Genomic DNA, 25,750 nt, shown 5'->3' on the forward strand with positions numbered 1-25,750 from the left:
CCTCCAGTTACGATTAAGCATATCCTAAACCTGTTATCACACTGTATTATTAGACTTTAGTCTAATGTATGAATTAATCTAGTAGGGCATATTGATGTGTAGGCGCTGCAAAGGGGATCTCATGACACCAGCAATAAGGTTATTGGAAAAATACCGAATACCATTTGAGGTATTGCAATTTAAGCACCTGAAAACTTCTGTAAACTTTGCAGAGGAAGCGGTGGAACAACTCGGTTTAAATCCTGAGGAAGTATTTAAAACCCTATTAATTAATGTGGATGGTGCTTTACATGTGGCGATATTACCATCAACGCATAGAGTGGATTTGAAAGCTTACGCAAAGGCGTGCAAGGGCAAAAAAGCAGAGCTGGCCGATGTACAGCAAGCACAAACGAGTACTGGGTATGTGGTCGGTGGGATCAGCCCCTTAGCACAAAAAAAGCGACTAAAAACATTGCTACATTATAGCGCTGAGTATCATGCCCATATTTATGTCAGTGCTGGGCGAAGAGGCGTTGAAGTAAAAGTGCCTCCATCAGATTTATTACGGGTATGTGGTGCTGAATTTGCACATTTTTAGCTATCAATCATTATAATTGGCGCCGATATAGGCTGGGTGTTACACCAACGTGTTGCTTGAAATTTCGACCAAAATGACTTTGATTTGCAAAACCACATAGTAACGCAATCTGAGCGAGTGAGTGCTCTGAGGTTTCTAAGGCCATTTTTGCATACTCAATTCTTATCGACATTAAATATTGCTGAGGAGTTTGGGCAAAATTTAACTTAAACATACGACAGAAATGATATTCGCTGAGTTCGGCTAAATCAGCTAGCTCAGACAACAATATTTGGCGACTAAAGTTACCATGGATAAAATCGGTCACTTGCTTGGCTTTTTTCGGTGAAAGCCCTCCGGTGATGATTCTTCGTGTATTTTTTAACTCTAAGCTTTGTAATACGCTGACAAGGATAGTATCGGTGAATTGTTCTATTGCCAATATGTTGTGCTTATCATACCAATCAGTGTCGTTAATTTGGTGACGGAACAAGGTTTCTAACTTAGCGTTTTCAAAAAATATTCGTTCTGGTAGGCAAACTTGTCGTGGGTCAATATCGAATACTTTGAGTGCGGTATGTTTGAGGTGCGCATCACTAAAATATAAATGAACAAACTCTTGAGGAACACCAATTTCCCAGCGACTTTCACTATTTTGTGGCATAAGACAAAATCGTCCTGGTGCACCATTAGAGGAAGGTACATCGGTACGGTGTGTTTCGTAGCCGCCATTAAGGTACATACTCAAGGTATGTTGTTGTTGGTTTTGGTAATACAACCGCTCGTACTGATTTGTGTAGTGTGACCATTCGACTTCATTACGCAGCAGAGTATGCCTAACACACTGTTTTTTCGATTGCGCAAAACTGACATGGGGATTTTTGTTTGGCATGTGTCTCTACATACTATTTATTCTTAAAATTTAGCTTATCTTAAGTGTTTGTTAGTCGCAATTACTTGTGCTGGAAGCTATCAGTAATAACCGCAAGATCATGTTAATTTCGGCAATAACGTGACATATCCATTTGCTCCAACGAGACATACTTAATGACATTATTGCTTAGGAGTACAAAAATAATGTCGTTAATTTTATATTTTTTGTTGGTGTTTGTTTGGGGGTTATCGTGGATTGCAATTAAGTGGCAGCAAGGGGATGTCGCCTTAGAAGTGTCGATATTTTACCGATTTTTCATTGCTGCCGTCATTATGCTGGTGATGGGTAAGCTTATGAATAAGTTGCAGCATACATCTGGTCAAGATCACGTTTGGTTTGCTCTGCAAGGCGCGAGCTTATTTTGTTTTAATTTTATCGCATTTTATGTGGCAACATCGTATATACCCAGTGGGTTAGTTGCTTTACTGATGGCAACAGCGCCACTTTTTAATAGTATTCATGGGCGACTCTTTTTTGGTGCACCTATTACCTTTAATTTTGTTTTAGGTATGTTATGTGGGTTAGTGGGTATAGGTTTTTTATTTGCGAACGAGCTGTCTACTTTGCAGCTATCTTTAAATACGTTGTATGGCGTACTTTATTCATTGGTTGGCACATGGTGTTTTTCCATAGGTAACATGCTGAGCGTTAAAAATACAAATAAGGGCATTCGGCCATTCACAGCAACCAGTTACGCAATGATTTACGGATGTGTATGTTTGCTCTCAATCATATTCTTCAAACAATTGAATTTCAACTTTGAGCTTACTACTTTGTATATCGGTAGTTTGCTGTACTTATCTATTCCTGCCTCGGTCCTTGGCTTTACCGCATTTCTAGTGCTTGTTAATCGTATAGGTGCCAGTAATGCGGCTTATATTTTAGTTTGCACGCCAGTTATTGCATTAACGATGTCGAGCATATTTGAAGGATATATTTGGACGTTTAGCGCTGGTGTTGGACTTGTCCTAATTTGCCTAGGCAATGTGGTTTCACGTATGCACGAAGACATGTTCAATTTAGCAATTCGTTTGTTTAAATGGCGACCTGTAAGGTTGACGGATCAATAACTGAACTCTCTATTCTTACTCAGTGACGTAATGACTAACGGTATTTTTACCAGAAAAGTTACTTCACTGATGCTAAATGCGAGATTTAAATAAAATTGATTAAATTTAATTTTTAAATTGTAACATTATGATTATTAATGTTTTAGTTTGATGAATGCAATTGTGTTATTGAGAGAGAGTATAAAAATAATTATTGAGTATTTGATCTAAACTGATTTTTATGCAGTAATGTACTTATATCTATCTGGTCGGATGAGTTGATTATGAGCTTAAGAACACAATTAAAAAAAGTATTACCGAGTATTTCAGTAACTGAACAAGAGGCATTAGACGCAGGGGACGTTTGGTTAGAAGGGTCGATTTACCGCGGTAAACCTGACTTTGATGCATTACGTGCCGTTCCTGAAGCGAAGTTATCTAATGAGGAACAAGCATTTCTAGACGGCCCTGTAAAAGAGCTTATGGCAATGGTAGACGACTCGGTTATTCAAAACAGTAAACACTTGCCTGATCACATTTTAGAGTTTTTGAAAAAAGAGCGATTTTTTTCTTTGATCATTCCCAAATCGTTTGGTGGTTTAGAGTTTAGCCCTTATGCAAATTCAACCATTGTAGGCACAATTGCAACCAAGTCTTCAGCAGTTGCAGTGACGGTAATGGTACCAAATTCATTGGGGCCTGGTGAACTATTACTCCACTATGGCACTAAAGAACAACAAGCCCATTATTTACCTCGATTGGCAAATGGACGTGAAATTCCTTGTTTTGCGTTAACAAGTCCTGAGGCTGGTTCAGATGCTGGTGGGATCCCAGATTGTGGGATTGTTACCAAAGGCATGTATGAAGGAAAAGAAGTTATTGGTATGGAAGTGACATGGGATAAACGCTATATCACACTCGCACCAATCGCGACCGTTTTAGGGCTTGCATTTAAAGTAGAAGACCCTGAAGGGATTTTAGGAGGCAAAGAGCACTTAGGTATAACGTGTGCGTTAATTCCTAAATCTCATCCGGGAGTAGAGCTAGGTAATCGTCATGATCCTATGGGGATACGATTCTACAACGGAACAACACGCGGCAATAAAGTGTTTATCCCGATGGAGTTTATCATTGGTGGCCAAGAGAATATTGGCCGAGGCTGGCAAATGCTGGTCAGTTGTTTAGGTGCAGGACGTGGTATATCTTTACCTGCCTTGGGGGTTTCTACGAGTCAAGTGTCTTTCAAGTCTGCATCAGAATATGCCGCTGTGCGTGAACAATTTGGTTTGTCCATCGGACAATTTGAAGGTATTCAAGAGAAGCTTGCTGATATTGCTGGTAAAACCTATTTACAAGAGTCGATGCGAGTATTAACAACCGAAGGTTTAGGCATGGGTCTTAAGCCATCTGTTGTTACTGCAATTGCAAAATATCATATGACCGAAATTGGTCGAGATGTGCTTGATTCTGCAATGGATATTCAAGCGGGTAAAGCGATTCAAAATGGGCCTCAAAATACGCTAGCAAGCGGTTATGTTGCACAACCTATAGCGATCACCGTTGAGGGAGCAAATATCCTTACCAGAAACTTAATGATCTTTGGTCAAGGTGTCATGCGATGTCACCCATATTTACAATCGATGGTTGAATCTATACATAGTCAAGATAAATCAGCAGATAAAACATTTAATAAAATTTTTAGAAAAACGGTAGGCTATAGTGTTGGTAATGGTTTGAGAGCATTCGGCTTAGGCTTGATGCCGTTTACTGCGAGTAGCACATCGACTTTGCCTGAAGTGCAGCAATACGAAAAGGCGGTGCATCAGTTATCAGCGAAACTGGCAGTTTATGCGGATTTCTCTTTGCTGGTATTAGGTGGAAAGCTAAAGCAAGCTGAAATGTTGTCGGCCCGTTTAGGTGATGTGATGAGCCATTTGTATGGTGCGATGGCAGCAATTAAGTATTATGAACAGAAAGTTGCCGTGAGCGATAGACAATCAGCTGCACCATATTTTCATTATGCAACTCGTTGGTCATTGCAAAGCGCAGAGAATGCACTCCACAAGTTTTTAGATAACTTCCCAGCTTCAGCAGCACGTAAAGTAATGCGTACAATTACTTTGCAATTTAGACATAAAATGCCTGCAATATCAGATGATATGATACGTGAACTAGCCAAAGCAGCACAGCAAGACTCGGCTTTCAAAGCGCAACTTACGCATTTGGTAAAACCGAGCCCAGGAGACGGACACGACATAAATGAACAAGCATACAAAGCAAAGTTAGCGTGTTTAGATTTGCTATCTAAAGTTAAAAAAGCGCTGCGTAAAAAAGACATTAAACCAGGAGTTCGTTTCGGTGAAACGTTGGATAATGCCTTGGCAGCGAGTTTAATTAATGCACAAGAGTATGCACAATTAGTTGATTATAATAAAAAGCGTGAAAAAGCGATTCGTGTTGACGAATTCGACTTTGATATGAATTTGTTAGATGACAATGCTCAGCCTATTGAGCAGGTAAAACAAGCAAGCTAGTCAACAATGCCTAAGCGCTCGCTGTATCAGCGCTTAACTACTCAAAAACCTCGATGTATCATCGAGGTTTTTTATTATTTTCGTTTGATGATAATAAATGGCGTGCGTGGTAGGGTACGCAAAAATGGCGTGACGTTTAGAACAAATATGACGGTACATTTAAAGCAGTTAAAAAATGCGTTTGATCAGGTTTTACTCTACGATGATATACACGCATTGTGGAGTGGGTGTGGCTCAATTATTAAAGCCAATATTGATGGGCAAGATGTTGTTATTAAGCATACATACGTTCCGGACTCACTGAAACATCGGCATATCATACAAACCGATATAGCAAAGCACCGGAAGGCCAAGTCATATGCTGTTGAAATGGACTTTTATCAATTTATTACTGCGGCGTTACCTGCTCACATTGACGTACCTGAATTAATTTGGTCGGCATCATCAGATTTTAGTAATACATTGGTTTTTAAAGATTTTTCTTTTTCTGATTTTGTGACCCCTGAAATTGCAAGTCTAGCTGATATTAAAGAGATTATTACTTGGCTGGCTCGATTTCATGGCACATTCTTAGGTGTAAGCAGCCCCTTAATTGAACAAAAGCTGTGGTCTCAGGGCGGCTATTGGCACTTAGCAACTAGACCTGACGAGTATCGTAAAATGGCGGATTGCCCAGAGAAAATTCATGCAGCTCAGATGGATACAATAATAACAAATAGTCCATTTAAAACACTGATCCATGGTGATGCGAAACTCGCGAACTTTGCTTTAAATCAACAAATGGTTATTGGCTATGATTTTCAGTACGTAGGGAAAGGTATTGGTTTGCAAGATGTGATGTTATTTTTTACCAGTGTATTCAATGCTGAACAGTTAACTGAGCATTGTGATATGTTACTCGAGTTTTATTTTGAGGCATTACAACTTGCTTTGTCCAATAGATTCGAGCCGCGTGTTATTCAACAGATCGAACAGTCATGGCGTGAAGCATGGCCTATTATATGGGCTGACTTTTATCGCTTTTTGCTTGGTTGGAAGCCAGATCATTCCAAGATCAACCCCTATATGAAGATGCAGTCAAAAATGGCTGTGGCACAGATGGTATTGTAATTGGCAAAAAATGGCGCTGTGACAAACACAGCGCCCAAGGTATTAATAAATAACGCGCTTATTTACATGAAGCACCACGACGCCAAACGTTAGAGAACACGTCTGGTTGTGCGCCTCGTGACCACCAAATTGCTGCATATTCATTGTTCTTGTATGCAACCTTGTCGCCTACACGGTAGTACTTCGAACTATTCCATGCTTCAACTCCTTGACAACCGCCGCCCGTTGAACCGTCGGTTACAGTAACTGTCGCTGTTTTTGAAGAGGTTTTCTGGTCTGCGCCTGTCGCAGTCAAAGTTACTTGGTAGCTACCAGCAGCCGCATAAGTGTGATTAGGGGACGTCGCTGAACTGCTAGACCCATCACCGAAGCTCCAATTGTAGCTTTGTGCATTTGTTGATGAATTACTGAAGCTGACAGTTAAACCAGATGCGTTATGTGAAAAGTTAGCCACTGGTGTAACAACTGGGTCACCATTACAGCCATTTTGGGCAATATAGTCATATGCTGCTTTAGCTTGCACAATACCATATCCGTATGAGGTATCTTTACCCACAGCACCTTTATCTTTGGCTGTAACATTTAAGATGTTACGGATCTGCTTGTTGGTACATTGAGGATAGTGACTCCATACGAGTGCGGCAACACCTGAAACGTGTGGCGTTGCCATTGATGTGCCACTGATACTCTTATAGCCATTGTTATTCCAAGTAGAATTAACGCCGACACCTGGCCCCGCAATTTCAACTTGGCTATTATATTGTGAGAAAGAGGCTTTGTTTTCGCCACTATCAACGGCTGCAACAGATACAACATCATCATATGACGCTGGGTAACTTAGGCTGCTATTTCCGCCATTACCAGCGGCTGCAATGTGTAAAACACCACGGTTGTAACTCGCTTGGAACGCATTACGCTCTGCTGTAGAACTACCACTACCACCTAAACTCATACTTGTTACATTTGCGCCAGCAGCTTCACATTGTTCAATGGCTTTAATTAAATCTGAACCATAAGCCCAACGTCCTTGGTCGTTAAATACTTTAACGATATGGAGTCCAAGTTGACCTGATGGATTCACACCTACAACGCCTTGGCCATTGCCGCCAACTGCCGCGATTGTACCCGCCACGTGCGTCCCGTGACCATTACCATCGTTATACCAGTTGCCAGTATTATTGCTGCCATGGCCATCGTTACCTGTGATTCCAGTGCTAGGAAGATCTGGGTGATTCAGTGTATAACCGGTATCCATGATACACACTTTACGATTACCGCTCATCGTATCTGCAAGTTGGTTCGCTTGGACCATACCAATACCGTAAGGGGTTGATTCAGCCATTAAATAGCGTTTTGGATCTACTTCAACCAACGCAACATCATCACTTTCAGCCAGCTGAGTCATTTGCTCTTGAGTTACTTCAGCTACAAAGCCATTCACACTTGGCAGCGTTGAAAGTGCTGGAGAGTTAACTGAGCTAGCAAACTCAGCCAAAGTTTGCTGTTTGAAAGACGTTAATTCTTGACCAGACATTTTAACTGGTAAGTGAGCATTAACTGCTTGTGACTTTAGAGTTACTATCACGCGTTGAGTATCTTGAGCGTGCGCAGTTAGAGATGCACATATACACGCTGATAGCGCTGTCATTTTTAAGCTTGTTGAAACCATATTTTTCATTTTCTATTACCTTAGTTACATGTTGTTAACGGCTGTAAATAAAACAGGTAATTAGTTCAGTGTCAATTGTGTGTAATTTACCCAATAATAAAATGGTGGTATTAAATTTTAATAATGATGGTAATTTGGGGTTTTTAATTTGATATGTATATGTTGTTTGCATTAAATATTTATTAATTTGTTTGTTTTGGAAATTTTTAAGTTATTTAAAAAAACTATTTAAGACATCTAGGTTATAATTCAAAGGGGAGCTCGCTGTCTCAGAGAATTGTGTAAAGTTAATTTCTGTAACATTTTTGTCATGTATTGCTCGATACAATGGCATGTATTTTTCACTAAACACGTCGAATATCGGGTACAGTTCTTCACTCTGTATTGGCTTTTTATTGCGAGCATGGTCATAAATTTTCACCATGGCTAATCCCCCAAGAGTGACATGTCCACCAACCGAAGCATCTAATGCGAGGTGTTGGTTTTTGTCCCAATTGATACCCCCAACTTTGACTTTTTTACGAACACCGAGCTTCTCAAGTGCTTGAACTGATCCCATTGCCATTGCATCGTTTGCAGCCCAAATAATTTTGGTGTCTGGTAGCCGTTGCATGAGCCCTAACGTGAGTTGAAACGCTTCATCATGAGACCAGTTAGCAGATATTCGTTGTTTTAACTGTAAGCTAGGTTCCCTATTAGAATAGCTTAAGAGACCTTGTTCTCTGTTTCTGGCTGCTAAAGTGGCGGTCTCACCCAACAATGCAATCATCTGATTACGTGTATATGACTTGGGTGGTGTTACAATGGTGTTGAGGTGTTGCGCAAGAAGCTTTCCTGCTTGAAAGTTATCAGGCATTATGCTGCCAAGAATACCAAAGCCTTTACTATTGATGCGTTTCATCTGTTGATCATGTGGCTTGTTCAATAGAAAAACAATAGCGGGGTGCGTTTGTGTTGAGTTTATGATCGTGTCTGTAATTACCGATTTTTCATCCACTAAGATTAAATAGCTGCTGGTATCTTGTAGCGCTTTTCTAACCATTTGTTTCATAACAATATGGTTGCGTTCAGCATAATGTACTGTTAACTGTATATCTAAATCATCCGCCGCAGCTTGCATAAATAAGGTAACGTTGAGCCAGAAGTCTCCTGTCGGGTTTTCAAACTCATAGCCTGGATTAATAAAAGTAACTTTTGTACTCGATAGTGCGTGGCAGGAAAATATAAACAAAAATGCAAGGCTAATAATTGGCAATTTCATCGTGTCTTCTAATAATGAATCTTACTTACTATTATGACACATATTCAGACTTTCGACGTTGTTTCGTAAAGGCCCTTTACACGGCAAATGCATTTTTTTAATGCGTGATAGCAGGTATAATACAGTCTGTCTATTATGGGGGCGTTATGTATAAAATACTATTACTCATCGGTGTAATTTCTTTATCGGTGAGTGCACAACAATCAAGTGAACTATCAGTTGATATGAAAAATATTGGCTTGAGCTACAAAAAAGTTATGCACGCAGAGAATAAAGTCGATTTATTAATGTCATTGGAAGCGATGGCTACCTTGATATCAAATATTCAAAAAGAGCAATTTAAACCAGATCTGCAAAAGCAATCAATCGAGGGGTTAGAAAAAGTGCTTAGCGTCATTTCCGTCGCGAAAAAGTACGCTGAAAATGATGATATTAAAAGTGCCAAAAAGGCCTTAGAAAGAGTTGATAGCTATAGAAAAGAATATCATAAGCTGCATGAGCCTCCCAGTATTTGGCAACTGTTATTTGGTTAATTTCAGTCATATATTAACGGTGAATTATCCACATTGAACTATGTATAGAACTTTTGGATAAGAAATTAGAACGAGTGTATTTTTCAATCACTTTTTTGACTAGAGCCTCTTATTAATTAAAGCTTGCTTTGCATTAGGAACGATCCAATAATGTTGTTTTTACTTTATAGGTGTTAAAGAATGCAGTGCAAGTTTATTGTAGTGACCGCGTTAGCGGGGAGTATAGCAAATCATACGGTTGCAAAAGACACAGTATTATATGACATAACGGAGCAAAGTCCGTTTACGACCGCCACACAGTATGAAACATTCATAGAAAACGAAGGGGTTGAGCAACTGTTTGATGTATCGCTACGTAGTAAGTTTATTTCAAAGCACGCGCGTAGCTGGGTATCTTTGGCGTTCGATAACAAGCAACAGGTTTTGGAGTATAGCTTAACTTCAGCAGCAGATGCACCTGAGAGGGACCCAAAGCAATGGACCTTGTATGGGTCAAATGACGCTAAGGTTTGGCAAACGTTAGACTCTCGCGACAATATTAATTTTGCAAAACGTACGCAGGTAAAGCGGTTTGTCGTAACAAACCCCGGTAAATTTACATTTTTCAAGTTAGATATGGCGCAGCAGGGCACGACAGCGTGGGGGGACAGCTATTTACAGTTGGCTGACTTCAGTCTGTTCGCGCCAACAAATTTACCTGTTGCACAATTTGAAATAGAAGCACCAACAACTTTAATTAATCAGCCTGTCGACATTGTTGGTCAGGTTCAAAATACGCCAGCAACACTAAATTGGTTGGTTCCTGGTGCTAAAATATTCTCCCATGGCAATAAAGCAAAAGCGTACTTTCCCAAACCTGGTCGCTATTCGGTTACGCTGATTAGTAAAAACATTTATGGTGAGAGTCGGGTAGTTCAACGAAATGCCATTAAGGTACTCGATAAATCACACCCATGGCTAGGTTACGAAACGCCTGAAGTAAAAGTTGTTATTGAAGACGGTGAGTCAGAAGGTGCGCAACGGTTACTTCGATTATTTCCTGATATTAAGCGCACAATTGATCGGGTGACAAGAGAGCTTGCACCATTGCTCTACAAGAATTTTGTAGAATTACCCAACTTCGAGCAAGTTACTTTCACTTTGAAATGGATGGATACTATTGCTTATCGTGCGGGAGATGATAGCAATATGGAGATTGCATTTAGCTCTAAATATATCACTGAGCGTCTAGCCAATAAATCTGATGAGGTCGTTAAGTATGAATTACTTGGTGTATTGTGGCATGAATTGACGCATGGGTATCAACATTTTCCTAAATCAATAGGTTACGATGATCCCCAAGCTCATGCTTTTATTGAGGGAATGGCTGATTTAATTCGTATTCAAGCTGGTTATCACAAAACCCGAAAACCAAAATTATCAGAAAGTTACCTGGGGGGTTATACCAATACAGGATTCTTTTTACATTGGCTTGCACCTCAATATCCAGACTTTACGTACCGGTTTAATCAAACGGCGATAGAACTGAATGAGTGGAGTTTTGAGAAGGCAATTTATGTTGTAACGCAAGAAAATATTGAACAATTGTGGGCTAAATATCAATCTCATCTCAGAAGTCAATTGACGATTATTGAATAAAATACATTGACAGGAAATTAAACAGTGCTAATAATTGGAACGTTCCTTTTTGCTTTATTTAGAGAATTTAATTCGATTCTTACTTTATTTAACATCTAATTGGAACGTTCTAACTTAAAATAATAATCAATGGGTTGAATATGAATAATAATTTAGGTCGATTATCGCCAATTGCAATAGCGATGACTATGGCTGCTTCAAGTATGGCATCTGAAGTCAATGGTGTTAACACAATTGAGCGAGTAGAAGTCACGTCGTCTCGAATAAAGCGAGTCGATGTTGAGGGGGCAATCAATGTCCATAGTATTAGCTCATCTGATATGGTGAGAAACGGTTTTGACTCAGTATACGATGCACTTATGGGTTCAGTTGCAGCTGGGGGGGCAGTACTAGGGGAAGTTGAAACAGGTTCTTATACGCCTGGTGCGAAAGAGCTAAATCTAAGAGGTTTAGGCCCAGAGTATACGCTTATACTCGTTAATGGTAAGCGATTGGCCTATTACCCCATGCCTTTTGGTGGTCAAACTAACTTTGTTAATTTAGATATGATCCCGACCGCGATGGTGGAGAGGATTGACATTCAAACCGGTGGTGCATCCGCTATTTATGGCTCTGACGCGATGGCGGGTGTGGTAAATATTATCACCAAAAAAGGCATAGATGGGCATTTTATTGATGCCAAATTTGGTCAAGACACCTATGGAAAAGGGGATAAAAAATCGCTGACGTTTGTCGGCGGAACAAAAAGCGACAAGTTAACATTTGACTATGCACTCGAATACAAAAAAGAAGATGCATTGCTGTCAGGAGACCGACCTTTTCACGACAGTGTATGGGATAACCCCGATCCTGATGCGAATAAAGAAGTGAACCGCTCAATTACAGTCTGGGCAGAAAACACGCAATATAGAAACCAATATTCGAAGCAGTTTTGTAATACTGATGATAATCCGCACCCGTCAGCGATTCAACATTTTGTCAGCCGTAATGGCTATGGTCCAAGTTGTGGCTGGGATGAAACTGGCGATAAGTTACTGAGAAATGAAAGTGAAACTTACAGTATTTACCTGAATTCGGAATATGCTCTGTCAGAGTCTATGAGTTTATTTGCTAATGGGTTTTATATCCAACAAGACAAAAAGGGCCGTCGAAACCCTTTTCTATGGGGGCATTTAGATTCAATTCATGGTGGTAACTTTTGGGATCCCGACATCGAAAATAAAGATGGCGGCTATGGCGCGCCAGTTAAGTACATGTGGCGAGTCCTCTCTGATGATGAATACACCGATGATGGCCTAGGACGTATTTTTAATGACGAGTCTTTGTCATTTAACTTCGGTCTAAGAGGGGAAGTTGCGGGGTTTTATTACTCTGTTGGTTACAGCCACGCAAACTATGATTTTGCAGACCGATATTTGTCTCACACTGTTGAAGGAAATAAACGACTCAAGGGTCCTAAACTCGGTGAAGTGGATGGTATGGCGGTTTATCGTCCGAACTATAAATTGTGGTTTGGTGGTGTAACGGCTGACAGTGTTAGCGAGTTAATGGATTGGTCAACATATGATGGTAATTCGTTTAATGACACCATCACTGCGGATCTATCGGGGGATTTATTTGAGTTACCTGCGGGACCACTACAGTTTTCTGCTTACATAGAGTTAATGAGAGAGGGCACTAGAGCAACACCCGACAGTCGTATCCTGAATAAACAATTTGTTGGTTTAACTGGCGTTGTGACAGACGGAGAGCGTGACAGATATGCCGCGGCATTTGAGTTTTTAGTGCCTATCACGCAAGAGCTGAGTGCTGAAGCGGCGGTGCGTTATGACTATTACGATGATGCGAGTCAAGTTGGTGGGGCAATGACATCGCAATTAGGTTTAACCTACAAACCAACAGAACAAATTGTGATTAGAAGTGCCTTTGGTACAACGTTTAGAGGCCCAGATATGTCGTCATTGTATCAAGGGTTTAGCGGTAATTTTGGTTCATCAAACGATCGGATCACGGCTGATGCTTGTCGTACGCTCATAAATACACAGCAAGCTGGTGGCTATAATGCACAAGCACTTGCGCATACGTGTGCTAGCGGTGATTTAGACTTAACGAGTAATAATATTAGTCGTCTAAAAGCTGATTTTGAAACATTGTCGGCAGGAGATTTAACCTTAGAGGAGGAAACGGGAAGTTCATTTACCGCGGGTGTGGTGTATGAATATTCAGACGAACTGTCGTTTAACATCGATTTTTATTCGATTAAAATTGAAGATAAGATCAAAAAACTTGATGCAACGTATATCTTAGACAAATTGTGGTTGTGCGAAAATGGCGGTGAAAAAGCAGATTCGAGTTTGTGTAATAACATGCGCAACCGAGTTAAACGCTACGATGAAAATGGCAAAGGGGTAGATAGGTTAGGTAATGGCATCGCTGGGTTAGCATATACGCCCCATACGATTCAAGAGGGTTACATTAATGCCGCTGAGCGACAAGATGCGGGAATTGATTTAGGGATTAGAGGTTTTTTTGATACTGAATTTGGAACGTTCCGCTACAAGGCAGATTACAACAGAGTGATAAAGAAAAAAGAGCGTATAAAGGCGGAAGACCCGCTTGTTGATATTTTAAATGATCAAGATAATCGTGATTTTAAAGAACTTGGCTCTTTTGCGACCACGTGGGAACAAGGAGACACTTCTGTGAGTTGGTTGATGCTGTACAAAGGGAAAATGTGGAATAACGCTGAATATGGAGAACGTCAAAAGTTACCCGCTTGGATAAAGCACAACTTAACCCTTGGTCAACATATTAATGATGAAACTCGACTGATATTTACGGTTAAAAACTTATTAAATGCAATGCCGCCACAAGATGAAACGTTCAGTAGTTATCCATTTTATCATGGCGGTCGTTACGACAGCATCGGGCGTGAATTCAGCCTTCGTTTAACCTACCAATTCTAATAAGGTGCAAGTTATGTTTAATTTTAAATATCCAGCGGTTATGTTTGCAATATGCACAGTATTAACCGGGTGTAACGATGGATCAGGGTTTACTCCTACGTTAAAGAATGACACGTCTGAATTGTCAAGTGCAGTGGTTGACGCAGCTCAGCGTAATATGGCTCAAGACGCAGGGTCAACAATTGAAGCATTCTTGCAAGAGGGTGTAAACGCGTCTCCAGCAGGAGAGCAAGTAACGAATTTAATTGATGGCAATAGCGCGACCAAATATTTGGCGTTTGATGGCAAAGCCACCATTGTATTTTCGTCTGTTAAACCCTTTGAATTAAAAGGGTACAATTTTATTTCTGCAAATGATGAACCTAAACGTGACCCGATGAATTGGGTGGTGTTTGGGTCTAATGACAAATCTGAATGGGTTGAAATAGACTCTCGCTCAAATGAGGCATTTGAATTTCGTGGTTTAACTCGCTCCTTTGTCATCGAAGAAGCCGCTGAATATCAGCATTTTAAATTTGAAATGATGCATGGTGGTACTGATAGCTATGGCAGCAACATATTACAGCTAGCTGAAATACAATTAATGGTGGTATCAGATGTACCATTGGTTGAATTTATAGCGACTAACACGACTCCAGCTATGGATGAATTAGTGGTATTCAAAGATGAATCATTAGTCAACCCAACGAGTTGGAAATGGACATTTGAAGGAGGAACGCCCGAAACGAGTAATGAAAAATCGCCCTTGGTGAAGTTTTCATCGCTTGGTGCAAAATCGGTTACTTTGGTTGCTGCAAATGACAAAGGAGAGTCAACACTTATAAAGGAAGACTACATACGTGTATGGGATGAAAATGAGCCTTGGAAAGGGTTTGAAAATCCAAGTGTCACGTTTGAGAGAAAACAGCCTACACACTCAGGTCAAGTGGCCCTTGAACGAGTAATGCCGGATTTAGAGTCAGTAATACAAGATATTTCTCTTAAAATTGCCAAGCGGCTTTTTGACAATGTGACACAAATTAATACATTCGAATCCGTTACTTTTATTACTGATGAATATGACTTCCCAGCAGCAAAAGGAGGGTCAGATAAGCATATGGAACTGATGTTTGACTTGAACCATATAGCAAACTTAGAAAGTCAAGGTGATGACGCGTTGCGGGAAGAAATATTAGGGGTACTGTGGCATGAGCTGACGCATGGTTACAATAACAGCCCGAAGACTGGGCAGTATATAACCGGTACTGATTACCATACATACTTAGAATCTTTGGCCAATTTTATTCGCATTGAAGCCGGTTTTTATGAGCATGCTCGAGCCAACATTACATGGGTAAAAGACTACAATGAAGACGCCTATAATCAAACATCATTCTTTTTAGAATGGGTGGTTAAAAGCCATCGCAATATTGACTTTATCAAACAGTTTAATGCCAGTGCAAAAATACTCGAGGAGTGGAGTTTTGATTTGGCATTTAAACACATATTTGGTGAAGCGCGAGGCATTGACACTGTGTTTAGTGAATATATTCAGTACTTAAGTGATGAGAAAGGGATCATGGCACCATTTACCACGCCAGTAGAGGGTTACCAAAATATATCAATTGAAGAGGGCGTCTTAGTAACGACTAACGCTACGCACATTGGTATTTGGGATGAGGGCCCTGATAAGTTGATAGATAATAACATTAATAATAAGTTTAATGCGCTAATAGAAGCACCTTGGTGGGTTGCAGAGTATGCTGCGTCTTTATTGCCAATCGCTGATGTAAGTAGCGTTTACGCCGATTTTATCTTGCCAGAAGCAAAAATAGTTGAAAAGTACTCAATTGCAACAGCGAAAGATAATGAAATTCGATTTCCGAGTCGGTGGGATGTGTACGGCTCTCATGATGGACTAACATGGACATTAATAGACACACAAAATTTTTCAGAGTTACCACAGTTGAGCACAACCTATACCTTTGATGTACAAACGCCAGACAGTTACACACAAGTTCGATTTGATTTTTATAATGAACGAACAGGAGATCAGATTGGAGGGGATGAAGGAAGGTTGGTGCAAATTGGTGAAATTGCGTTACTCATAAAAGAATAAAAGCGCACTTGGTAGCATGACCTCAATGATTGGTTGTTGTTTAACGTGTTAGATTTATTGGTAAGGGAAGTGAATTAATATTCTATGCTAACTTACCATTAAAAATGCGCCGTTGCAGGTTAGCAGTTATAACTAGAAAAACCTCTACCGCGTTGGTAGAGGTTTTGCTTTGTTAAGATGGCCTCATTATTTCTTAGAGCCGCCTTTACCTTGAACTGCTTTAAAGCGAGGGTTAGTTTTGCAAATTACAAACACACGACCGCGTCTTTTTACCACTTGGCACCCAGGGCGGTTCTTTGCACTTTTTAGCGAGCTAAGTACTTTCATAAATCCTCCGTTACTTTGTACTTAAGTTTTTAAACCTTCTATTGAATTGAGCAACACGTCCATCACTGGCAACGGCTTTTTGCTTACCGGTATAAAATGGATGTGATTCACTTGAAACATCAATTGGTACATAAGGGTAAGTGACACCTTCCAACTCAATGGTTCTGTCAGTTTTGATTGTTGAGCCTACAACAAAGTAGCTATCAGCTGCGGTATCGTGAAAAGCAACTTGTTGGTAATCAGGGTGGATCCCAGGCTTCATAAAAACTCCGTAAATAATGTTTTGTTATAATGTAACGAATGGTATTTTAAATAAGAATTGATTGCAACAATTAAAAGTAATTATAAATTTATCGACAGAGATCGCGTGAATGTTGCGCAATCAAGCACTTTGGGGGTACCAATTCATTTTCAGCCTGTTATAACTAGTAAAACAACAAGAAAAGGGAACACTTATGATGCAGGACAACGAGCAGTTGGATAACACTGTTATTGCAACTTTGAAAAATAAAGATCACTCCGCATTGAGTGAACAACTCGATAGTTTAAGCTGCACACATACCGACATTATAGAGTTGCTGTCACAGTACCAAGTGCTTAGCGAGCAAGATGACGATGAGAAATTTGATACATGGTACGACGCACTGTGTAAAGAGCAACTGGCTGTATTAAAAGCATTTGAAGTAATGCGAGCTCATTATGAGCAGGCATAACAGCAGTTAAATACACCGAGCTACTTGACGCTGAGGTCATATTTAACCACTAAAGCGTTAATATATCGCTCACGCAAAGATAGATTTTGTTCGTGTTTGGCTTGATGACTAATCGCACGGTTTAGCAGCTTTATAGCCTTAAGTAACTGTGGGCGTATCGCTACGTCAATACTTGAGGCTGAGCGTTCATCGGTTAATTCATCAACAATTGCTCTGCCAAGCTCAATGTAAACGATTTCTTCTATTAACCCGTTTTGACTAATCGCGCCATATTTGCTGCATAAATATTGTTGCCAGCTACTTTGTATTTGTTCGTCTAAGTCATCGCTAAACCGAGGGTCATGGCAAGCAAGCCCTTGCTGTTGGCACTTACTTAATGTCTGTAAATACTGTTGATAATATAACTCATAAGCTTGTGATGAACTTTGTACTGTATGTTTAGCTAAATCTTGGCCCCATTGAACGCACCCACGTGGGTAAAAGTCTGTAAACTCCTCACATTCATATAGCCCAAGGTAAGAACTACATTTAATGTTGTTTTGAATACTATATGATGGTTTTGGGAATAACCCTTTTTGCTGCCATTCAAATAATGTATCTTCAGAAATTTTCAGCGTTTGACACAATTCATCAACACTATAAAAATAGGTATTTAGGTGGCTAAGTAAGCTCATAATAAAATAAACTGGATAAATATACAGTGTTTTTATTGTGGATGATTAAATTAAATAGTTCAAGTACTATTTTGCATCGTGAAGTACTCGGATATTGCCACTATTTATGGTAAAACATAGCCCAAATGATACAACGCCAAAAAAACCAAATGCGAACAATACAAACAATTAAACAAGCAAGCTTAATCACCGCAATTAAAACGCCGTATACCATGAGTGGTGAAATTGATTTAGACGCATATGACCGTTTGGTCGAAACGCAAATAAATGCGGGTGTTGACGGTATTATTGTTGGTGGTACCACGGGCGAAGGCCAGCTAATGAATTGGGAAGAGCATTTAATGCTTATTGCCCATAGTGTAAACAAGTTTGCAGATAAATTAGTGATTGTGGGTAATACAGGCAGTAATAATACTCGCGAAGCAATAAAAGCAACAGAATATGGTTTTGCATCTGGTATGGATGCAGCATTGCAGATAAACCCGTATTACGGACGCACTTCAATTGAAGGTGTAAAACTACACTTCGAACGATTACTAGAGTTAGGGCCTGCGTTTGTTTACAATGTGCCAGGTAGAACTGGGCAAGATTTAACGCCAGATATTATTGAACCGCTAGCAAAGCATAAAAACTTTATTGGTGTAAAAGAGTGCGGTGGTAATGAGCGCATCGGCCATTATGAATCTAAAGGAATTGCATGTTGGTCAGGTAATGATGATGAAGCCCATGATGGTCGGCATTTATATCAATCACATGGTGTGATCTCGGTCACTTCAAACTTGATCCCTGGCTTGTTTCGTGAGTTGATGGACCGAAAAAACCCTGAGCTAAATCAGCAATTAACGCCATTGATGAACTGGTTGTTTTGCGAGCCGAACCCGATTGCGATAAATAGCGCATTAATTATGACGGGCGCAGTGAAACCGGTATTTCGCCTACCTTACGTCCCATTGAATAGTGTGCAGCAGCGCCAGGGCGTTGAGCTTATTAATGCACTCAACGAAACGGATGTTGTCGGGGGTAAAGCAAATATCATAGACGAAACTCTATTAAAACTTTGTTAGGGCGCAACAAATAACGTATAATCTGCGGCCCTTAAGTATTGGTCGCAGGTTTTTTCATGAATTTTAAATCTTTTAGTTTTTCTCCGTTGTTGCTTCAGGCACTAGACGAAATAAACTTTCTTACCTTAACCCCAATACAACAAGCCGCTATTCCGGTTGTGCGAAAAGGGCATGATGTACTCGCAACAGCGCAAACTGGCACGGGCAAAACAGCTGCATTTGCACTCCCTATTATCCAAAAGTTACTTGAATCTAAGTGTGCACAGCAAGCTACCACTAAATCGCCGCGTGCTCTTATCTTGGCACCAACACGGGAGCTGGCTGAACAGATCGGCCGAAACTGCGACGAGTTTACACAATATACTGATATTAAAACGGTATCACTTTTTGGTGGGGTAAATACAACGGGTCAAGCTGATAAGCTTGCACTTGGCGTAGACATTGTTGTTGCGACGCCTGGACGCTTACTTGACCACATTCGCTTGGGTAATATCAGCTTAGCCAATGTTCAGCATTTGGTGTTAGATGAAGCCGACCGCATGCTCGATATGGGGTTCATCACCGACATTCAGCAAGTCATCGATTTAACCCATGCTGACAAACAAATATTACTGTTTTCAGCGACCTTCCCACCGGCAATGAAGCAATTTGCTGGGTCGGTACTGAGACACCCTAAATATGTGCAAGTAACACCAGAAAATACAACGGCTGACACGGTTCGACACGTTGTGTATCCGGTAGAGCAATCTAGAAAGCAAGAATTGTTATCAGAGCTTATAGGTAAGAAAAATTGGCAGCAAGTATTAGTGTTCGTCAATATGAAAGACGTTGCTGATGATTTGGTGAATGAATTAATGCTTGATGGGATCCCGGCAATTGTATGCCATGGTGATAAAACCCAAGGGGCGCGCCGACGTGCACTGCGTGAATTTAAAGAAGGTAAAGTGCGCGTATTGGTTGCCACTGAAGTTGCTGCGCGTGGGATTGATATTGAAGGATTGCCGAGAGTCGTTAACTACGACCTACCTTATTTAGCAGAAGATTACGTACACCGCATTGGTCGGACGGGTCGTGCTGGCAATGAAGGACAGGCAATCTCTTTTGTTGCCCGCGAAGAAGAGCAAGTATTGGTTCATATTGAAGAGCTTATTGAGCAACAAATTAAACGTTATTACTTACCGGGCTACGAAGTCAGTAATCGCGACAATTTGATTAAAAAGCTCAGCAAAAAGCAATCGCACCAACGTCGTCAGCCACGCAGTAATAGGCCAAGTAACCAAGCCAGTGGTGAAGCACGTGCTAAAAACCGTTCGCGTATTGCAAATGTACGAAAGCAAGTAAAAGGTACGAAGCTAGGTCTCGAGAAGTAATGTCAGAACTAGTTAATCGAATTAAATAGCGGCTGAGTCCGCTATTTTTATGCCCAATACAAGAACGGTCGCTGCACTTTAAAACCCAGATAAAAGACAATAAAAAAGCACAATTAAATCCCTCCCAAAGCACCCCTCAAAAAGATGACCGAGTCCATATAAGTCAACCAGCGGAATTAAAGCCATTTGGTGGAGAGCACATAGCAGGGAACATCCCATTTAACCCACTAGATTATTTAACCTTAGCTCTGGATAAGCGAATTTGCCCAATAAAGCTATTTTTCTCACTCTCGGCGTTACTTTCATTTGTAATAGCCCGCTATTACTGCATAAAAGCGCCTTGATATTGAACAAAATATCATCATTGGATTGTACGTAAGTTTGTTTGCAAAACATTTCCTATTCCAAAACCCTTATCTAAACCTGAGGTTATTTAGAATTGGTAGATTGGAGTGGCCGCCATGTACACCCAAAAAAGACAGGTTAGATAAAAAACCTATTCCAAGAGTATTGGTGACTCTCACTATAGAAGAAGCGGTATGGTTAGAGCAGGTACAAAGCTTTAGACGACAATATGCAAACTTTGCAGGGAGTAAACACGCTTTAAGCCACAGACAGCAGTGAATGACGTCAAATGGTACAAAGGGACTGGGTAACACAGCAAGTCTTCTGTAGAATATAAAAAACCTCAAAACGAACCAAGCAAGCACACCGGCTAGCTGTTTTGCTTGTCTTGAATTCGGAAATCGACGTTAGAATAGCAAAAGCGAAATATGGGAAGTCCAATAAAAGAATATTCATTGGTCGCATTTTTTCATGTTATTGATAGCGAGCCGTATAGAGCGTGGCTGCAATTGGAGGGGTATAATTGTGTGCCTGTCCCATGTGTAGTCGGAAAGTGGGAAAATGCAAGTATGATTATTTGTAGGACACCAAATGCTGCTGGCTTCATACATAGAGGGTATGGAGACGCTGCAAAGACTGGAGATATTAATTTCGAGGAATTAGCTAATACAATCGGTGAAACTGTTGACGGTTTAATAGACGCAGCAGATCAACCTATGGGTCAGACAGCACCCAACCCAAAAGGGAAAGGAAGTAGACCAAACTTTAGAAATAGCCTCTCTCACCGTGGAAATATGACAAAGAGAAAATAAGGTTCGAGTAGATGAATACTAAGTTAGGTATAGCGGTAAAAGTATTTATAATCACATTTGTGATTTATATTCTCTACACTCTCATCGTAGGGAAAGTGGAAAGTGGTAAAGCGTTTGAATTAATGAAATCATCAAACTTTACTACCTTTGAAGTATCTGATTCTAATTCTTTCAATACCAAAATTGGTTTTAGGTTTTATAGAGACAAAGAAACGCTTAGTTCGATAAATATGTGTATCAAAAAGCTTGAGCAAGTACCTGATTATAGGGCCGGGAAGTTAAAGACTGAAAAAACAGCGGTATTATCCAATGATAAATATAAGAATAAGTTTAATATACATTATTATGAAAATGGTATTGTTCTGCTTGGGGACGGTTACACTCTCAAAGATCTATTGACTAATAAAGTGAAAAATATGGGGGGAAAGTCTTTAAATCTGAATGCCTATATCATACGATTAATTTGTAATAGAAAAAAGTAAAGGCACAAATCTCTTGTTATTCATAGCGAGCAGTATAGAGCGTGACTGCAATTGGTGAGGTATAATTATGTGCCTGTCCCATGTGTACTCGACCAGTCAAAACCTAAAGAAAAATCGATATCAAAAAATAGTCAACCATCTTTCATGGTTATTGAGATGCCTTCCAGAACACAGAGACATAGAGAATGGGTAAAAAGTGAAGAGCGTTAGATATGGATAGAAAAAAGCTATAGTTATTTTATTGGGTATAATATGGTTCTCTGTGGCGGCTGTTTTTTTCATAGGGTTCGAACCATTTGAAAAACTACTTTTCTGTTTTTTATTTTTATTATCTGCTATAGGTATATATATGCTTTTATCTTAGATGAAAGTATATACGTGCCATATTCAGGAGAGGAAATCCCCGCTACTCCTGAAAGATATATTGCAAGGCTTTATGCACTTATTATAGGAATTATAGCGTGCTCATACATTACTTTTTACGTTTGACCTCATCGGCAATAAAACTAAAAAAGAAATTAAACATGATATATATGGATAGTCCTAGTATGTCAAAAAAATAACTCTGGCGGGGTAGAATAAACCACCTCGTTTTTTCATTTCGTCTTTGCAAAATAATATGGGGCAGGCACAAATTTCTTCTTACTCGATGAAGCGGCACTAGCGGCCTGTATGGCCTATGTTGATTTAAACCCAATTAGAGCGAAAATGGCTGACACGCCAGAAATCTCAGAGTACACCAGTGTTAAAACCCGCTGTGAACATGCCAAAGAAGGCAAACAGCCTAAACAATTGGCGCGTTTTACAGGTAGCCCCAGAAAACATATGCCCAAAGGGGTACCGTTTGAATTAAAGTCGTATTTAGAACTTGTCGAGCTAACAGGCAGATGTATGCGAACAGACAAGCGAGGCGCTATCAATCCTATTAACTCCCCTATTTTAGACAGGCTCAACATAGCCCCAAAAAGCTGGCAAAAACTCACAACCCAATTTACCAAAGTATTCCATGGTGCAGTAGGGCGACCACAAAAGCTTGATAATTATTGTGTGAGCCTAGAAATAAAGCGACGGGCTAATTATCGGCAGTACGAAAAGTTGCTGGCTTAACGTTTACACTATTAAGATAATCCTCCTCTAAACACTCTAACCCTAGACTACACAGCATTGAGGTGGTGGATTAGCGATTCGCTCTGAGCAATACCATTTTTGTATGCATTTTGAGTATACAGCTCATATTTAAAATTCAGGCTTATGAACTAAGCGATATGCTTGTGATATTCTTCGGGAGCTGGCTTAATTTTTGAGTGGGTGTCAGCATAAGATTTGTTCGCCAATGGAGCGCTTTTTAGAAGCTTTAAAACAGAGTGGATGCCAAGAACAGGCTATAAAAATATAACAGCAGCAATAGGAGAAATATCACAATATATCGTGAGCTACTATATTCTTTACCGACCTCATCAATATAATGACGGTAGTTCGCCGATAGCGAAAAAAAACCAGTATTGGAAAACTTATAACGAGGTGGCCAAAAAGAATTGATCAGTACATACTCACTGAGGGAATTTGATAAAGAGAAGGCGAGGTTCAAGTCGATGAAGGTTAATTTAGGAGTAGTGGCAGTTGTATTTATTCTCTTGATTGGTTTCTATAATATTTTTTTATCACATGGAGAGAGTGGTAGGGCATTTGAGTTAATGAAAAATTCAACCTTTACTGTATTTAAAATATCAGACTCAAAATTTGTTGATAGTCGTGGTTTTAGAATATATGAGGATAAAGATACACTTCGCTCGATAAATGCGTGTATCAAAAAGATTGAACAAGCGCCGGACTATAGGGTTGGTAAATTAATTCGTCATAAATCAATATTGTTATCTGACGAGAACTATGAACATAAATTAGTTTTTAGTTACTATGAAAATGATATTGTGTTACTTGGTTCACCTTATACTCTAGAAGAGTTAGCTACTAAAAAAGTCAAAAATGTAGGTGCTAAAATCTTTAAATCTGAATGCCTACATCATACGATAAATATGTAATATAATAGAAAAAGGACAGGCATAAGTTTCTTGCATAATTGGGGTGGTTAACAACTGTTGATATATCCAGCCTTTGTGAGTAATTAAAATGGCAAGCGCAAGGAATGCTTTAATCGATTTGTCTGCAACGCTTTATTACCATTTAATAGCACGGTGTGTATGCCGTGTTTTTTTGTGGGGAGTTACACAATGATTCACAGAGGTTTAATATCGCGTTGTGTGCAACATTGAAATTATGTAATATTCCTTTTTAAATAGTAGTTAAGGAATTAGCATGAACATTTTATGGACTTCACTATCTCTCACTATATTAAGTGGCACTGTACACGCGGAGCAAATAAAAACACGGTTTGAAGGTGAATATAAATTAAAAATAGACCATGAGCATAATGGTGCTTTATTTAATGAAGTCGCTACAGATTATGTTTTTCAAGGATTTAACGCTCACTTTATTGCAACATCTAATAACAAGATAGTTTCGGGCTCGACCAGCGACAATGGCGTGAGTATTCAGTTTGAAATAAGTAAGCTAAATACTGGGCACAATCAATATTTCTCAGGTCATAAAACAAGCAATGGTGGCTATCAAGGTAGCTGGCATAGTGATGATGGCAGTTCAGGAGATTGGGGCTTAGTAAATTATAAACAGCAAGTTTTTACCACCTGTAAACAAATTTTAGATTCAGGCGCGAGTATCGGCGATGGTGTCTACGAGTTAGTGGATGACAATAATGACCCTATGTCTGCTTATTGTGACATGACATCCAATGGCGGTGGCTGGACATTAGTTGGGAGTTATCCGAATACGGCACCAGGGGGTATTAAACGTATCTCTGAATATGGCCAAATACCAGAAACGAACCCAAGTGGGCCAACCCAACTTTGGATGTATCCAGGTACGCTCGCCAAGTTCAGTGATGCAAAAGAGCAGATTGCCTGCAATGTTGGTGAATTATGTGACACTGGAAAACAAGCATTTGCCGATAATCTAACGGCCCATGAACTTGAGCTTGTTCGTTACTCATGGGGTTATCTTGACCGCGGTGAACACATGCCAAAACTGGTGGATATTCCTTCATGTAGAACTGATTATAATGATGCTACAACGTTAAGAACAGGATGTGTAAACCCTGCTTATCTAGAGTGGAACGACACGGTTTATCGCAGTACTTACCAAATTGGGTGGCAAATTGATTTATATGGCACAACACACTGTTGGGTAGCACGTGGTGAATATAAATCGGGAGGCTTAGGTTCAACAAGGTGTGCGACTAACGCTGAGCCAAATGGCACAACTTTTGCGCTTCTGTGGATGCGTTAATCGTTGTAACTTAAGGTTGTAATGGGTCAAATGCCTCGTTTCATAATACTGACTACATATTTAAAGTATCATGGACTAACGGTTTGGTCCTTTTTACTTACACACTATCAAGAAACAGATTAAACAAATAGAGACAGCGTTCAATTTAGGTAAAAAAAAGAGCTTCGGTTACATGCGGCTTGCCGTTGTATTCGAAGCATTGTGAAGCACAGTGTATTCGTCTCCCTGACGAAGGTCAGGGTCTATGGGTGT

Annotated in this window: 21 protein-coding genes and 2 pseudogenes; 17 read left to right on the forward strand and 6 right to left on the reverse strand. The window is 39.9% G+C overall.

Annotated elements, in window-relative coordinates; translation table 11 throughout:
- Nucleotides 1-121: 121 nt before the first annotated feature.
- Complete coding sequence (ybaK, locus tag J8M01_RS17475) at nucleotides 122-580, forward strand: Cys-tRNA(Pro) deacylase (RefSeq protein ID WP_211058806.1); 459 nt, start codon at nucleotides 122-124, stop codon at nucleotides 578-580.
- Nucleotides 581-590: 10 nt separating this feature from the next.
- Here ybaK and J8M01_RS17480 read toward each other — a convergent pair whose 3' ends face one another.
- On the reverse strand, nucleotides 591-1,451 hold the full coding sequence (locus tag J8M01_RS17480) for an AraC family transcriptional regulator (protein WP_211058807.1): 861 nt from the start codon (nucleotides 1,449-1,451) through the stop codon (nucleotides 591-593).
- Between the two features lie 185 nt (nucleotides 1,452-1,636).
- Here J8M01_RS17480 and J8M01_RS17485 point away from each other — a divergent pair, with 185 nt between their 5' ends.
- From J8M01_RS17485 to J8M01_RS17495, 3 genes are all read left to right on the forward strand, one after another.
- Complete coding sequence (locus J8M01_RS17485; RefSeq protein ID WP_211048215.1) at nucleotides 1,637-2,563, forward strand: DMT family transporter; 927 nt, start codon at nucleotides 1,637-1,639, stop codon at nucleotides 2,561-2,563.
- Between the two features lie 263 nt (nucleotides 2,564-2,826).
- The gene (locus J8M01_RS17490; RefSeq protein ID WP_211058808.1) at nucleotides 2,827-5,076 is read left to right on the forward strand and encodes an acyl-CoA dehydrogenase; all 2,250 of its coding nucleotides are present in this window, start codon (nucleotides 2,827-2,829) and stop codon (nucleotides 5,074-5,076) included.
- 147 nt (nucleotides 5,077-5,223) lie between these two features.
- Entirely contained in the window at nucleotides 5,224-6,186 is a 963-nt protein-coding gene (locus J8M01_RS17495) for a phosphotransferase (protein WP_211058809.1), read from the forward strand.
- Between the two features lie 58 nt (nucleotides 6,187-6,244).
- Here the strand turns inward: J8M01_RS17495 and J8M01_RS17500 are convergent, their stop codons facing one another.
- Nucleotides 6,245-7,864 carry a S8 family serine peptidase gene (locus tag J8M01_RS17500; RefSeq protein ID WP_211058810.1) on the reverse strand — a complete coding sequence of 540 codons (1,620 nt, stop codon included), beginning with the start codon at nucleotides 7,862-7,864 and terminating at the stop codon, nucleotides 6,245-6,247.
- Between the two features lie 202 nt (nucleotides 7,865-8,066).
- Complete coding sequence (locus J8M01_RS17505) at nucleotides 8,067-9,116, reverse strand: ABC transporter substrate-binding protein (RefSeq protein WP_211058811.1); 1,050 nt, start codon at nucleotides 9,114-9,116, stop codon at nucleotides 8,067-8,069.
- Nucleotides 9,117-9,262: 146 nt separating this feature from the next.
- On the opposite strand from J8M01_RS17505, the gene J8M01_RS17510 reads away from it, so the two are divergent.
- From J8M01_RS17510 to J8M01_RS17525, 4 genes are all read left to right on the forward strand, one after another.
- Nucleotides 9,263-9,649, forward strand: coding sequence for a cytochrome b562 (locus tag J8M01_RS17510; protein WP_211048221.1), 387 nt, complete (start codon nucleotides 9,263-9,265; stop codon nucleotides 9,647-9,649).
- 180 nt (nucleotides 9,650-9,829) lie between these two features.
- A complete protein-coding gene (locus tag J8M01_RS17515) occupies nucleotides 9,830-11,287 on the forward strand; it encodes a basic secretory family protein (protein ID WP_211058812.1) in 1,458 nt (485 codons plus the stop codon).
- A gap of 140 nt (nucleotides 11,288-11,427) precedes the next feature.
- On the forward strand, nucleotides 11,428-14,253 hold the full coding sequence (locus J8M01_RS17520; protein WP_211058813.1) for a TonB-dependent receptor: 2,826 nt from the start codon (nucleotides 11,428-11,430) through the stop codon (nucleotides 14,251-14,253).
- 13 nt (nucleotides 14,254-14,266) lie between these two features.
- Nucleotides 14,267-16,351 carry a basic secretory protein-like protein gene (locus J8M01_RS17525; RefSeq protein ID WP_211058814.1) on the forward strand — a complete coding sequence of 695 codons (2,085 nt, stop codon included), beginning with the start codon at nucleotides 14,267-14,269 and terminating at the stop codon, nucleotides 16,349-16,351.
- Between the two features lie 186 nt (nucleotides 16,352-16,537).
- On the opposite strand, the gene ykgO is transcribed toward J8M01_RS17525, so the two are convergent.
- Complete coding sequence (gene ykgO / locus J8M01_RS17530) at nucleotides 16,538-16,678, reverse strand: type B 50S ribosomal protein L36 (RefSeq protein WP_010361844.1); 141 nt, start codon at nucleotides 16,676-16,678, stop codon at nucleotides 16,538-16,540.
- Between the two features lie 10 nt (nucleotides 16,679-16,688).
- A complete protein-coding gene (locus tag J8M01_RS17535) occupies nucleotides 16,689-16,940 on the reverse strand; it encodes a type B 50S ribosomal protein L31 (RefSeq protein ID WP_010361845.1) in 252 nt (83 codons plus the stop codon).
- A 196-nt stretch (nucleotides 16,941-17,136) separates the two neighbouring features.
- Between J8M01_RS17535 and J8M01_RS17540 the strand changes: the two genes are divergently transcribed.
- Nucleotides 17,137-17,391, forward strand: a complete 255-nt coding sequence (locus J8M01_RS17540) for a hypothetical protein (RefSeq protein WP_192510184.1) — start codon at nucleotides 17,137-17,139, stop codon at nucleotides 17,389-17,391.
- Nucleotides 17,392-17,411: 20 nt separating this feature from the next.
- Here the strand turns inward: J8M01_RS17540 and J8M01_RS17545 are convergent, their stop codons facing one another.
- Nucleotides 17,412-18,065, reverse strand: coding sequence for a DUF6058 family natural product biosynthesis protein (locus J8M01_RS17545; protein ID WP_210994836.1), 654 nt, complete (start codon nucleotides 18,063-18,065; stop codon nucleotides 17,412-17,414).
- A gap of 149 nt (nucleotides 18,066-18,214) precedes the next feature.
- Between J8M01_RS17545 and dapA the strand changes: the two genes are divergently transcribed.
- The 8 genes and pseudogenes from dapA (at nucleotide 18,215) to J8M01_RS17585 (ending at nucleotide 25,498) form a co-directional block, all read left to right on the forward strand.
- Complete coding sequence (gene dapA, locus J8M01_RS17550) at nucleotides 18,215-19,129, forward strand: 4-hydroxy-tetrahydrodipicolinate synthase (RefSeq protein ID WP_211058822.1); 915 nt, start codon at nucleotides 18,215-18,217, stop codon at nucleotides 19,127-19,129.
- 56 nt (nucleotides 19,130-19,185) lie between these two features.
- Complete coding sequence (locus tag J8M01_RS17555) at nucleotides 19,186-20,499, forward strand: DEAD/DEAH box helicase (RefSeq protein WP_211058815.1); 1,314 nt, start codon at nucleotides 19,186-19,188, stop codon at nucleotides 20,497-20,499.
- A gap of 430 nt (nucleotides 20,500-20,929) precedes the next feature.
- Nucleotides 20,930-21,155: pseudogene (locus tag J8M01_RS17560) on the forward strand (alpha-amylase family glycosyl hydrolase); the annotation flags it as partial.
- 117 nt (nucleotides 21,156-21,272) lie between these two features.
- Nucleotides 21,273-21,656 carry a hypothetical protein gene (locus J8M01_RS17565; RefSeq protein WP_211058816.1) on the forward strand — a complete coding sequence of 128 codons (384 nt, stop codon included), beginning with the start codon at nucleotides 21,273-21,275 and terminating at the stop codon, nucleotides 21,654-21,656.
- Nucleotides 21,657-21,667: 11 nt separating this feature from the next.
- Nucleotides 21,668-22,138 carry a hypothetical protein gene (locus J8M01_RS17570; RefSeq protein WP_211058817.1) on the forward strand — a complete coding sequence of 157 codons (471 nt, stop codon included), beginning with the start codon at nucleotides 21,668-21,670 and terminating at the stop codon, nucleotides 22,136-22,138.
- Between the two features lie 642 nt (nucleotides 22,139-22,780).
- Nucleotides 22,781-23,245 (forward strand): annotated as a pseudogene (locus tag J8M01_RS17575) (transposase); the annotation flags it as partial.
- Nucleotides 23,246-23,730: 485 nt separating this feature from the next.
- Nucleotides 23,731-24,177, forward strand: coding sequence for a hypothetical protein (locus J8M01_RS17580; RefSeq protein ID WP_211058818.1), 447 nt, complete (start codon nucleotides 23,731-23,733; stop codon nucleotides 24,175-24,177).
- Nucleotides 24,178-24,451: 274 nt separating this feature from the next.
- Nucleotides 24,452-25,498: a fibrinogen-like YCDxxxxGGGW domain-containing protein gene (locus J8M01_RS17585; RefSeq protein ID WP_211058819.1), complete on the forward strand. Its 1,047-nt coding sequence runs from the start codon at nucleotides 24,452-24,454 to the stop codon at nucleotides 25,496-25,498.
- The last annotated feature ends 252 nt before the right edge of the window (nucleotides 25,499-25,750 follow it).

The sequence above is a fragment of the Pseudoalteromonas sp. MMG005 genome, assembly GCF_018101015.1.
In the GTDB taxonomy this organism is placed as follows: Bacteria; Pseudomonadota; Gammaproteobacteria; order Enterobacterales; family Alteromonadaceae; genus Pseudoalteromonas; species Pseudoalteromonas aurantia.